General features: G+C 71.5%; 11 protein-coding genes. 7 read left to right on the top strand and 4 right to left on the bottom strand.

Annotated elements, in window-relative coordinates; genetic code table 11:
• Positions 1-125: 125 nt before the first annotated feature.
• The 3 genes from pcaF to ACVMLK_RS09470 are packed head-to-tail and all read right to left on the bottom strand — an operon-like array spanning position 126 to position 2,675.
• Positions 126-1,334, bottom strand: coding sequence for a 3-oxoadipyl-CoA thiolase (gene pcaF / locus ACVMLK_RS09480; RefSeq protein ID WP_198365897.1), 1,209 nt, complete (start codon positions 1,332-1,334; stop codon positions 126-128).
• Positions 1,334-1,996 carry a 3-oxoacid CoA-transferase subunit B gene (locus ACVMLK_RS09475; RefSeq protein ID WP_422921775.1) on the bottom strand — a complete coding sequence of 221 codons (663 nt, stop codon included), beginning with the start codon at positions 1,994-1,996 and terminating at the stop codon, positions 1,334-1,336. Before ACVMLK_RS09475 ends, pcaF begins: the two co-directional genes overlap by 1 nt.
• A gap of 10 nt (positions 1,997-2,006) precedes the next feature.
• Positions 2,007-2,675 (bottom strand): 3-oxoacid CoA-transferase subunit A, encoded by a 669-nt coding sequence (locus ACVMLK_RS09470; protein WP_457486255.1) that lies wholly within the window; start codon positions 2,673-2,675, stop codon positions 2,007-2,009.
• Between the two features lie 372 nt (positions 2,676-3,047).
• Here ACVMLK_RS09470 and ACVMLK_RS09465 point away from each other — a divergent pair, with 372 nt between their 5' ends.
• Positions 3,048-3,599, top strand: a complete 552-nt coding sequence (locus ACVMLK_RS09465; RefSeq protein ID WP_457486254.1) for a hypothetical protein — start codon at positions 3,048-3,050, stop codon at positions 3,597-3,599.
• A complete protein-coding gene (locus tag ACVMLK_RS09460; RefSeq protein ID WP_457486253.1) occupies positions 3,596-3,871 on the top strand; it encodes a hypothetical protein in 276 nt (91 codons plus the stop codon). Before ACVMLK_RS09465 ends, ACVMLK_RS09460 begins: the two co-directional genes overlap by 4 nt.
• 434 nt (positions 3,872-4,305) lie before the next feature.
• Here ACVMLK_RS09460 and ACVMLK_RS09455 read toward each other — a convergent pair whose 3' ends face one another.
• Positions 4,306-5,622 (bottom strand): dihydroorotase, encoded by a 1,317-nt coding sequence (locus ACVMLK_RS09455; protein WP_457486252.1) that lies wholly within the window; start codon positions 5,620-5,622, stop codon positions 4,306-4,308.
• A 117-nt stretch (positions 5,623-5,739) separates the two neighbouring features.
• On the opposite strand from ACVMLK_RS09455, the gene ACVMLK_RS09450 reads away from it, so the two are divergent.
• The 5 genes from ACVMLK_RS09450 to ACVMLK_RS09430 are packed head-to-tail and all read left to right on the top strand — an operon-like array spanning position 5,740 to position 10,771.
• A complete protein-coding gene (locus ACVMLK_RS09450) occupies positions 5,740-6,423 on the top strand; it encodes a TenA family protein (protein WP_457486251.1) in 684 nt (227 codons plus the stop codon).
• Positions 6,424-6,467: 44 nt separating this feature from the next.
• Complete coding sequence (gene radA / locus ACVMLK_RS09445) at positions 6,468-7,934, top strand: DNA repair protein RadA (protein ID WP_457486250.1); 1,467 nt, start codon at positions 6,468-6,470, stop codon at positions 7,932-7,934.
• A 34-nt stretch (positions 7,935-7,968) separates the two neighbouring features.
• Positions 7,969-8,526: a CvpA family protein gene (locus ACVMLK_RS09440; protein WP_422921768.1), complete on the top strand. Its 558-nt coding sequence runs from the start codon at positions 7,969-7,971 to the stop codon at positions 8,524-8,526.
• A gap of 11 nt (positions 8,527-8,537) precedes the next feature.
• Positions 8,538-10,022, top strand: a complete 1,485-nt coding sequence (purF, locus tag ACVMLK_RS09435) for an amidophosphoribosyltransferase (RefSeq protein WP_198365906.1) — start codon at positions 8,538-8,540, stop codon at positions 10,020-10,022.
• On the top strand, positions 10,019-10,771 hold the full coding sequence (locus ACVMLK_RS09430; RefSeq protein ID WP_457486249.1) for an SDR family NAD(P)-dependent oxidoreductase: 753 nt from the start codon (positions 10,019-10,021) through the stop codon (positions 10,769-10,771). Before purF ends, ACVMLK_RS09430 begins: the two co-directional genes overlap by 4 nt.
• Positions 10,772-10,931: the final 160 nt, after the last annotated feature.

Here is a 10,931-nt window from a genome sequence, read left to right as displayed (position 1 = left end):
ATGGGAGCCTGCGGAACGTGCCGACGCGCGCCGGGGGGGGCGCGCGAGGGAGAGCTGCGGGAGGGCATGGACACCGGACGATCCGGTTCGTCCATTCCGATGGCGAAGGCCGGCCCGTCCGCCCTTCAGACCCGCTCCAGCACCATGGCGATGCCCTGGCCGACGCCGATGCACATGGTGACCAGGGCGTAGCGGGCCCGGCGGTGGTGCAGTTCCGCCACCGCCGTCTGCACCAGTCGCGCGCCGGACATGCCGAGCGGGTGGCCGAGCGCGATGGCGCCGCCATTCGGGTTCACATGCTCGGCATCGTCCGGCAGGCCGAGGTCGCGCGTCACCGCCAGCGCCTGCGCGGCGAAGGCCTCGTTCAGCTCGATCACCTCGATCTCACCGAGCGAGAGGCCAGCCTTCTCCAGCACCTTGCGGGTGGCCGGCGCCGGGCCGAAGCCCATGATGCGCGGCGGCACCCCGGCCGTGGCGCTGGCCACCACGCGGGCGCGTGGCGTCAGCCCATGGCGCGCGGCGGCGTCCTCGCTGGCCAGCAGGATGGCGCAGGCCCCGTCGTTCACGCCCGAGGCATTGCCGGCGGTCACGCTGCCCCCCTCGCGGCGGAAGGGGGTGGGCAGGCGGGCCAGCGCCTCCAGCGTGGTCTCCGGGCGGGGGTGCTCGTCCTCGGACACGATCAGCGGCTCGCCCTTGCGGCGCCTGATCTCGACCGGGACGATCTCCTCGGCGAAGCGGCCGCGCAGCATGGCGGCCCGGGCACGCTGCTGGCTGCGGAAGGCGAAGGCGTCCTGGTCGGCGCGCGAGATCTGGAAGTCGGCGGCGACATTCTCCGCCGTCTCCGGCATCGAATCGACGCCGTAGCGCGCCTTCATCAGCGGGTTGACGAAGCGCCAGCCGATGGTGGTGTCATGGATCTCCGCCTGGCGGCCGAAGGCCTCCGCGCTCTTGCCCTGCACGAAGGGCGCGCGGGTCATGCTCTCGACGCCGCCGGCCAGCATGAGTTCCGCCTCGCCCGCCTTGATGGCACGGGCGGCGATGCCGGTGGCGTCCATGCCCGAGCCGCAGAGCCGGTTGACGGTGCTGCCGGGCACGCTGTCCGGCAGGCCGGCCAGCAGCAGGGCCATGCGCGCGACGTTGCGGTTGTCCTCGCCGGCCTGGTTGGCGCAGCCGAGCACGACGTCGTCCAGCGCGCCCCAGTCCAGCCCGGGGTGGCGCGCCACCAGCGCCCGGATCGGCACGGCGCCGAGATCGTCCGCGCGCACCGCGGCGAGCGCCCCGGCATAGCGGCCGATGGCGGTGCGCGCGGCGTCGCAGATGAAGGCCTCGGCCATCAGGCGGGCTCCGCCTGGCGCAGCGGCGCGTCGGTCCGGGCCTGCAGGTCGTCGAAACTCAGCCCCGGCGCCATCTCGACCACGGCGAAGCCCTGTTCCGTGACGTCCAGCACGGCGAGGTTGGTGTAGACCCGGCGCACCGAGCGCATCGCCGTCAGCGGATAGCCGCACTGGCGAACCAGCTTGGAACGGCCCTCCTTGGTCGTGTGCTCCATGATGACCCAGAGGTTCTTGGCACCGGCGGCGAGGTCCATGGCGCCGCCCACGGCGGGGGCGGTGTCGTTGGCCGAGGTCGCCCAGTTGGCGATGTCGCCATTCTCCGCCACCTCGAAGGCGCCGAGCACGCAGAGGTCGAGATGCCCGCCGCGGATCATGGCGAAGCTGTCGGCGTGGTGCACATAGGCGCCGCCGCGGCGCAGCGTGACCAGCTGCTTGCCGGCATTGATCAGCCAGGGATCGGCATCCAGCTCACCGGGCGCCGGGCCCATGCCGAGCAGGCCGTTCTCGGAATGGAACACCACCTCGCGCTCCAGCGGCACGTAGTCGGCCACCATGGTCGGGATGCCGATGCCGAGGTTGACGTACCAACCTTCGGGAATGTCCCGCGCCAGGCGCCGCGCCATGTCCTTGCGCGACCAGGAAGTGAAGCTCGTCTCGCTCATGATGGCCTCCTCAGGCGACGGGATGGGTCAGGACGCGGTCGACGAAGATGCCGGGGGTCACGACATGCTCCGGGTCCAGCGTGCCGAGCGGCTCGATCAGGTCGACCTGGGCGATGGTGAGCTTCGCCGCCATGGCCATCACCGGGTTGAAGTTGCGGCCGGAGCGCCGGTAGGTGAGGTTGCCCCAGCGGTCGGCGCGGTGCGCCTGGACCAGCGCCACATCGCCCGGCAGGGCGTGCTCCAGCACGCAGGGGCGGCCGCCGAACTCGGCGGTGGGCTTGCCCTCGGTCAGCAGGGTGCCGTAGCCGGTCGGGGTGTAGAAGGCCGGCACGCCGGCGCCGGCGGCGCGCATGCGTTCGGCCAGCGTGCCCTGCGGCACGATCTCCAGCTCCAGCCGGCCCGCCTTGTACAGCTCCTCGAAGACCACCGAGCCGGCGCTGCGCGGGAAGGAGCAGATGATCTTCCGCACGCGGCCGAGTTCCATCAGCCGCGCCAGGCCGACGCGCCCGGCGCCGGCGTTGTTGGCGACGACGGTGAGATCCTTGGCGCCCTGCTCGATCAGGCCGTCGATCAGCGCATCGGGCTGGCCGACCGAGCCGAAGCCGCCGACCAGGACTGTGGAGCCATCGACGATGCCCTGCATGGCCTCGGCCATGTCGCGGACGATCTTGTTGATCATGCGGGATTTTCCTGGTTGAGCATGGTTTCCTCCGCCGCCCGCTGTCAGCGCGGGCCGGTGCCATCCCGCGACACTAGGTCGGCCCTCCCACGCCCCGCAACGCCGTGCGCTATCCGCACAGGACCTTTCCGTGCCGGAAATCGGACCTGCCCGTGGAATTCGGACCTGCACGGTACTTTGTCGATGCATGAAACGAGATGGAGATGGTGCTGCCGCCGGGCACCCGCTTCGCGGTACTGAGGGTGCAGCAGGGCGTCACCAATGGCCTATGGGGCAAGGGTGTGGGAGCCTATGGCGTGTGATCGTCGACGTGATCGCATTGCCGCCCGAATGATGCCGCCCAAATGACCCTCCGCCGAACGAGGTCCTGCGATGTCTGATCGTCCGCCGCCCAATCCCGCTCCTGGCCCCGACCAGGGCCGCCCCGCTGGCGCCGTCCCGGCCGAGGCGGCGCGTGCCACCGCCGCCGCGCTGCGCGAGGCTGCCCATCCCGGCTATCTCGGCGACCTCAAGGTGGTCGACGGGGTGCTGCGCGACCTCGCGCAGGCCTATGTCGAGCGCGTCCGCCTCGCCCTCGAGCAGCCCGATCCGCCGGCCGCCGCGCACGCCGGGGTGCAGCGGGACATCGACGAGGCCACGCGGGTCTGGCGGATCTTCACCGGCCAGGACCCGGCCTTCCGGCCGACCCGCCTGCACAGCCGCGAGGCGATGGATGCGCACGTGCTGCGGCACCATGCGGGCGCCGACCGCCAAGCCCCGACGCTCATGGCGGTGGTCGATTTCATGACCGCGATCGGCGCCGCGGCCATGCATTCCGACGGCCAGGAGGCCAATGCCGAGGCGCAGATCGAGGACGCCTTCGCCACCTACACGCGCCTGTTCGCCGGCCTGCCGTCGGCGCTGCCCGAGGAGCCTCCCCCGTGACTGACGTCATCCCGCCTGACGACTCCCCCGCCGTCCGCGTCGACCTGCCGCAGAGCGCCGAGGCCGAGCTGATGAAGGCCGATGCCAGCCTCCGCACCATATGGGGCTGGGCCTCGGTCATCTCCGAGCATGGCCAGCCGGTGGTCGACCGGCGGGGCGATGTCATCAGCGAGGTCAAGGTGCGCAAGGCCGCGCACGCCTTGTTCAGGACGTCCGCGTCGGCAAGGCCATGCATCAGGGCGTCGCGGTCGCCGAGCTGGTGGAGTCGGTAGTCCTAACCGAATTTCGAGGAGGCCGAGGAATCCGCTTGACGCCGGCCAGGGGACAGCGTTTATTGCGACTAACTCGCAGTTGCAGCGAGGGCTGGCGGAAAGCGGTTACTACCGTCCCACCGCTCCGGATCCCGCACTACTCTCCCCGGGTCCGCCAGTCCTCGCTCGCAGCGGGAACCGATGCCCGGCCTGCAGGGGAGGCCAGGTGTCGGGAGCGGGCCGGGACGGAGCGCGTGTCACTATGCGAACCGCGCGCTCCAGGCTGGTGGCACCTGAAGGGGGACGCCATCCGCCAGACTTTCTTGCACGCGGGCAGGGCGTGCAGGTCCCGGTCCGCGCCCCCTTCCTTTTTTCAGGGAAGGCGGCGCGACCCTCTCTCAGGTGAGAATCCCCGGTCCACGCCGGCATGAGGCGCGACCTCCCGGCAGACCCCCTTAGTGGAAGAGCGCCGGCGCGCCGATGGCCTCGCCCAGGATCTCGTCCTCACGCATCACCAGATGGCCGCGCACCAGCGTCATCACCGGCCAGCCGGTGCAGGACTGGCCGGCGAAGGGCGTCCAGCCGCAGGGCGAGACAATCCAGCTCTCCTCGATGGTGCGGGTCTTGCGCAGGTCGACGATGGTGAAATCGGCATCGAAGCCGGCGGCCAGGCGGCCCTTGGTCACCGCGCCATAGACGCGCGCCGGGCCGGCGGCCATCAGGTCCACCATCCGGCCGAGGCTGAGGCGGCCGGCGTTCACGTGGTCCAGCATGATCGGCACCAGCGTCTGCACCCCGGTCAGCCCGGCGGCGGTGGCCGGCCAGGGCTTCTCCTTGTTGGCGCGGGAATGCGGCGCGTGATCGGAGCCGATGCAGTCCACCGTGCCATCGGCGACGGCGGCCCAGGCGGCCCGCATGTGCCGCTCGTCGCGGATCGGCGGGTTCATCACCGCGTAGCCGCCGAGCCGGTCATAGGCCTCGTCGGTCTGGCTGAGGTGGTTCACCAGCACCTCGACCGTGGCGACGTCGCGGAAGTCGCGCAGATAGGCCAGCTCCTCGGCCGTGGAGACATGCAGGATATGCGCCGGGCGGCCGGTCTCCCGCGCCAGCGCCATCAGGCGGCGGGTTCCGAGGAAGGCGCATTCCACATCGCGCCACTCGGCGTGCAGCCGGTGCGGGCCGCCGGCGGCATAGAGCGGCTTGCGCTCCTGCAGCCGGTACTCATCCTCCGAGTGGTAGCAGACGCGGCGGCGGCCGGAGCGCATCACCCGCTCCAGGCTGGCATCGTCCTCCACCAGGAGGTCGCCGGTGGAGGAGCCGGCGAAGACCTTCACGGCGCAGACATCCGGCTCCAGCTCCAGCGCCGCCAGCTCCGGGATGTTGGACTTGCCGGCGCCGACGTAGAAGCCGATGTCGCACCAGGACTTCCCCTGCGCATAGGCCCGCTTCTCCTCCAGCGCCTTCTGCGTGGTGATGGAGGGGGTGGTGTTCGGCATGTCGAAGACGGTGGCGATGCCGCCCAGCACGGCGGCGCGGGTGCCGGTCGGGATCGTCTCCACCGCCGGATCGCCGGGGTCGCGCAGATGCACATGCGGGTCGATCAGGCCGGGCAGGACATGCAGCCCGCGGCAGTCGATCTCGCGCTCCGCCGTGGCGCCGCCGAGCGCGCCGATCGCGGCGATCCGGCCCGCGCGCACGCCGATATCGGCCTCCGCCTCGCCCCAGGGCAGCACGCAGCGTCCGCCGCGCAGGATGAGATCATAGCTGGTCATGCGGAAAATCCTCTCGGGGGCGGTGGTCTCTGATCCTGTCTCTAGGCAGAATCCATCGCGGCGGCGACCCCTCGCGGGAGGGGAAGGGGCCAAGGGACAAGGAAGGGAGGCGGCAGGATGGCCAGGGCGACACCGGAACCAGGCTTCTCGGCACAGTTGCGCCAGCGCTGTACCGCCGACTGGGAGGCGGCGACCGGACACCGCTTCGTGGAGGAACTGCTGGCCGGGCGGGTGGAGCCGGCGGTGATGCGCCGCTACCTGGTGCAGGACTACCAGTTCATCGACCGCTTCGTGGCGCTGCTGGGGGCCGCCATCGCCAGCGCCGATTCCTATGCCGCGCGGCTGCGCCTCTCGCGCTTCCTGGCGATGATCACCAGCGACGAGAACACCTATTTCCAGCGCGCCTTCGACGCGCTCGGCGTGCCGGCGGCGGAGCGCGACGCCCCGGCGCTGAGCGAGACGACGCGCAGCTTCCAGGCGCTGATGGGCGTGGCGGCGGAGAGCCGGTCCTATGCCCGCTGCCTGGCCGTGCTTTGCGTCGCCGAGTGGCTCTACCTGAGCTGGGCCAGCCGGCTGGAGGGGCCGCCGCCGCCCGACTTCGTCCATGCCGAATGGATCGCCCTGCACGCGAACGAGGCCTTCCGCGACTTCGTGGGCTGGCTGCGTGGCGAGCTGGACCGGGTCGGGCCGGCGGAGGCGGATGTCTGCCTCGCCCTGTTCCGCCGCGCCGTGGCCCTGGAGCGGCGGTTCTTCGACGACCTCTATGGCGAAGGCGGGGCCGCGCCACCCCGCCCGGCCTGACGCCTCCCCTTTCCGCCGTACCTCTTCTGTTCCATATCTGCCGGATGGCCAAGTCCCCGAACCGCTTCGTCTGCCAGAACTGCGGCACCCTGGCGCCGCGCTGGCAGGGCCGCTGCGACACCTGCGGCGAATGGAACACCATCGTCGAGGAGCAGCCGGAGGTCCGCGCCCCCGGCCCGGCCGGCAAGTCGGGCGGCGGGCGGAAGCTGGAGTTCGTCGGGCTGAAGGGCCGCGCGGCGCCGCCGCCGCGCACGGTGAGCGGCATGGCGGAGCTGGACCGGGTGCTGGGCGGCGGCTTCGTGCCGGGCTCGGTCGTGCTGGTGGGCGGGGATCCGGGCATCGGCAAGTCCACCATCCTGCTGCAGGCGGCGGCGCGCATCGCCGCGGCGGGCCGGCGCGTGCTCTATGTCTCGGGCGAGGAGGCCATCGACCAGGTGCGGCTGCGCGCCCTGCGGCTGGGCCTGGCCGAGAGCCCGCTGGGCCTCGCCGCCTCCACCAGCCTGCGCGATATCGCGGCCAGCCTGGAGGAGGAGCGTGACGCCACGCTGGTGATCGTCGATTCGATCCAGACGGTCTGGCTCGACAGCCTCGATTCGGCGCCCGGCACGGTCAGCCAGGTGCGCGCCTGCGCCGCCGAGCTGACGCGCCTGGCCAAGACCCGCAACTTCGCGGTCGTGCTGGTCGGCCATGTCACCAAGGAGGGCACGCTGGCCGGTCCCCGCGTTCTGGAGCACATGGTCGATGCCACCCTCTACTTCGAGGGCGACCGGGGGCACCAGTTCCGCATCCTGCGGGCGGTGAAGAACCGCTTCGGCGCGACCGACGAGATCGGCGTCTTCGAGATGACCGACAAGGGGCTCATGGAGGTGGCCAACCCCTCGGCCCTGTTCCTGGCCGAGCGGCGCGGCAACATCTCCGGCAGCGCCGTCTTCGCCGGCATGGAGGGCACCCGCCCGGTGCTGGTGGAGATCCAGGCGCTGCTCTCGCCCTCGGCCTCCGGCGGCTCGCCCCGGCGGCAGGTGGTGGGCTGGGATTCCGGGCGGCTGGCCATGCTGATGGCGGTGCTGGAGAGCCGGTGCCGCGTCAGCCTCGGCCAGAACGACGTCTACCTGAACATCGCCGGCGGGCTGCGCATCAACGAGCCGGCGGCCGATCTGGCGGTGGCCGCCGCGCTGGTCTCCGCCGCCACCGACCGGCCGACCGATCCGGACCGAGTCTTCTTCGGCGAGGTCGGGCTCTCGGGCGAGGTGCGGCAGGTGGCGCAGACCGATCTCCGCCTGCGCGAGGCCGCGAAGCTCGGCTTCGCCGGCGCCACCCTGCCCCGCCGCGTGGCGCGGGGGGGGCGGACCCCGGGCAAGGGCCCGGAGGGGCTGCGGCTCGACGAGGTCGGGCATCTGGCGGATCTGGTGGCCCCGATCGCCGCGGCGGCGGCGGGCCAGGCCGGGGCAGCGCGGGCCGGGGCGGCGCGGGCCGGGGCGGAGGCTCCGCCGGAAGGGCCAGAGGAAGAGTGACAGCCGGACAGGGCTTGGCTATAGGCTGGCGCCGATGACCTGGGTGGACGGCATTGTCCTCGCGGTGCTCGCCCTCTCGGCGCTCATCGCCTTCTTTCGCGGGCTGGTGCAGGAGGTGCTGGGCGTCGGCGCCTGGGCCGGCGCCGTGCTCTTCGCGCTCTACATGCTGCCCGGCACCGGGCCGCTGGTGAAGACCTGGGTCGAGCCGGACTGGCTGGCCGAGATCATCGCGCTCGGCGGTGTCTTCCTGGTTGCCCTCGTGGTGCTCAAGCTGATGATCGGCTGGTTCGCCGGCAGGGTGCGGGCTTCCGTGCTCGGGGGTCTGGACCGCGCCCTCGGCATGGTCTTCGGTCTCGCGCGGGGTGCTTTCCTGGTCGTCCTCGCCTATATCGTCGGCGGGCTGTTGCTTCCCGCTGTCGATCGCTGGCCGGAGCCGGTGCGCGACGCACGGACCCTACCCCTGGTGGCGGATGGCGCCGGGACGCTTGTCTCGTGGCTTCCGCCGGAGTATCGCCCGCGACTTCCCGATTTGCCGCAGCGCAGCATCCCCGGCATGGACGAGCTGCTGCGGCCCCCGGCGCGAGGCCGGTAGCGAGGACACCGATGCAGCCCCTGCCCTCCACCAACCCCTGGGATGAAGACGACGGCTTCCACGAGGAATGCGGCGTCTTCGGTGTCTGGAACGCCTCGGATGCCGCGGCGCTGACCGCCCTCGGGTTGCATGCCCTGCAGCATCGCGGGCAGGAGGCCTCGGGTGTCGTCGCCCTGACCGATCCGGGCTCGGAGAAGGGCGTGTTCAACGCGCATCGCGGCCTCGGGCTGGTGGGCGACATCTTCGGCGACGCCAAGGTGATGGCCGGGCTGAAGGGCCGCGCCGCCGTCGGCCACAACCGCTACGCGACGACGGGCGAGACGGCGCTGCGCAACGTCCAGCCGCTCTATGCCGATTTCGAGTTCGGCGGCCTCGCCGTGGCGCATAACGGCAACCTGACCAATGCGACGGCCCTCAAGCGCGCCCTGGTCCGCCGCGGCTGCCTGTTCCAGAGCACCACGGATTCGGAGGTCTTCGTCCACCTCATCGCCATCAGCCTCTACGCCAATGTGGTGGACCGCCTGATCGACGCGCTGAAGCAGGTGCAGGGAGCCTATTCGCTGATCGCCCTGCATCACGGCGCCCTGATCGGCGCCCGCGATCCGCTTGGCGTCCGCCCGCTGGTGCTTGGCCGCCTGCCCGAGGGCGCCATGGTGCTGGCCAGCGAGACCTGCGCCCTCGACATCGTCGGCGCCGAGTTCGTGCGCGACATCGAGCCGGGCGAGATCGTCGTCATCGATGACAGCGGGCTGCGCAGCATCAACCCCTTCGGCCGGCAGCAGAGCCGGTTCTGCATCTTCGAGTACATCTACTTCGCCCGGCCGGATTCTGTCATGGAAGGCACGCCGGTCTATGGCGTGCGCAAGTCGATCGGCGCCGAGTTGGCGCGCGAGAGCCATGTCGAGGCCGATGTCATCGTGCCGGTGCCCGATTCCGGCGTGCCCGCCGCCATGGGCTACGCCGCCGAGAGCGGCATCCCCTTCGAGCTCGGCATCATCCGCAACCACTATGTCGGCCGCACCTTCATCGAGCCGACCGACCAGATCCGCAATCTGGGCGTGAAGCTGAAGCATTCGGCGAACCGGCCGATGATCGAGGGGCGGCGGGTGATCCTGGTGGACGATTCCATCGTCCGCGGCACCACCTCCAAGAAGATCGTCGAGATGGTGCGGCAGGCCGGGGCCAAGGAGGTGCACATGCGCATCTCCTCGCCGCCGACGACGCATCCCTGCTTCTATGGCATCGACACGCCGGAGCGGGAGAAGCTCCTCGCCGCCAACCACGATGTCGAGGAGATGGCGCGCATCATCGGCGCCGACAGCCTGGCCTTCATCTCGCTCGACGGTCTCTACCGCGCCCTCGGCCACGCCCGGCGCGAGAGCGGCGCGCCGCAGTATTGCGACGCCTGCTTCACCGGCGACTATGCCATTCCGCTGACCGATCTCGTCGGCCATCCCGAGCGCGTGCCCGCCCTGCTGGCGGCGAACGGCCAGTGACAGGACAGCCAGAGACGGGGCGGCCGCTCGCCGGGCAGGTCGCCCTCATCACCGGCGCCAGCCGTGGCATCGGTGCCGTCACCGCCATCGAGCTGGCCCGGCTGGGGGCGCATTGCGTGCTGGTGGCGCGCACCCAGGGGGGGCTGGAGGAGACCGACGACGCGATCCGGGCGCTGGGCGGCGGGTCCACCCTGCTGCCCTTCGACCTGGTGAAGCAGGCCGACAAGATCGACGTCATCGGCCCCTCCCTGGTCGAGCGCTTCGGCCGGCTCGACATCCTGGTGCACAATGCCGGGGCGCTCGGCAGCCTGACGCCGGTGGCGCATATCCAGCCGCGCGACTGGGCGGATGTGGTCGGCGTCAACCTGACGGCGAGCTGGCGGCTGATCCGCACCTGCGACCCGCCGCTGCGCGCCGCGCCCGCCGGCCGGGCCGTCTTCGTCACCACCGGGCGGGTACGGCGGCCCAAGCCCTACTGGGGCGCCTATGGCGCGACCAAGGCGGGGATGGAGCATCTGGTCCTGACCTGGGCACGGGAGGTGGAGCACACCCCCCTGCGCGTGAACCTCTTCGACCCTGATGTGGTGGCGACCAAGATGCGCGCCCAGGCCATGCCGGGGGAGGACCCCGCCAGCATCGTCCAGCCCGCCGAGGTGGCGCCCGCGCTCGCCGCGCTCTGCCGGCCGGAGGAGGCACGGCATGGCAGCACCGTGGTTTTCGAGCGTCAGGCGGCACAGGCCGCCTCTTGACGGCGCCGTGCCGGCCGGCAAAATCCCTCGCATGTCCGTGACGATCACCCTCAAGCGCATTACCAAGACGACCGCTCCGGCGGGGCGTCCTCTGGTGGCTGCGCGGACCGACACCGCGGCATAGCACCAGAAGGCCCCGCCGGAGACGGACGGGGCCTTG

This window comes from Teichococcus aerofrigidensis, from assembly GCF_054073225.1.
The sequence above is the reverse complement of the archived record's forward strand: the minus strand, read 5'-3'. Positions and strand labels throughout refer to the sequence as shown.

What these genes read in the sequence shown, in the direction of transcription:
- ACVMLK_RS09470 (WP_457486255.1), bottom strand. Translation starts at nt 2,675, where the DNA reads ATGATCAACAAGATCGTCCGCGACATGGCCGAGGCCATGCAGGGCATC.
- purF (WP_198365906.1), top strand. Translation starts at nt 8,538, where the DNA reads ATGCAGCCCCTGCCCTCCACCAACCCCTGGGATGAAGACGACGGCTTC.
- pcaF (WP_198365897.1), bottom strand. Translation starts at nt 1,334, where the DNA reads ATGGCCGAGGCCTTCATCTGCGACGCCGCGCGCACCGCCATCGGCCGC.
- ACVMLK_RS09455 (WP_457486252.1), bottom strand. Translation starts at nt 5,622, where the DNA reads ATGACCAGCTATGATCTCATCCTGCGCGGCGGACGCTGCGTGCTGCCC.
- ACVMLK_RS09440 (WP_422921768.1), top strand. Translation starts at nt 7,969, where the DNA reads ATGACCTGGGTGGACGGCATTGTCCTCGCGGTGCTCGCCCTCTCGGCG.
- ACVMLK_RS09450 (WP_457486251.1), top strand. Translation starts at nt 5,740, where the DNA reads ATGGCCAGGGCGACACCGGAACCAGGCTTCTCGGCACAGTTGCGCCAG.
- ACVMLK_RS09465 (WP_457486254.1), top strand. Translation starts at nt 3,048, where the DNA reads ATGTCTGATCGTCCGCCGCCCAATCCCGCTCCTGGCCCCGACCAGGGC.
- ACVMLK_RS09475 (WP_422921775.1), bottom strand. Translation starts at nt 1,996, where the DNA reads ATGAGCGAGACGAGCTTCACTTCCTGGTCGCGCAAGGACATGGCGCGG.
- radA (WP_457486250.1), top strand. Translation starts at nt 6,468, where the DNA reads ATGGCCAAGTCCCCGAACCGCTTCGTCTGCCAGAACTGCGGCACCCTG.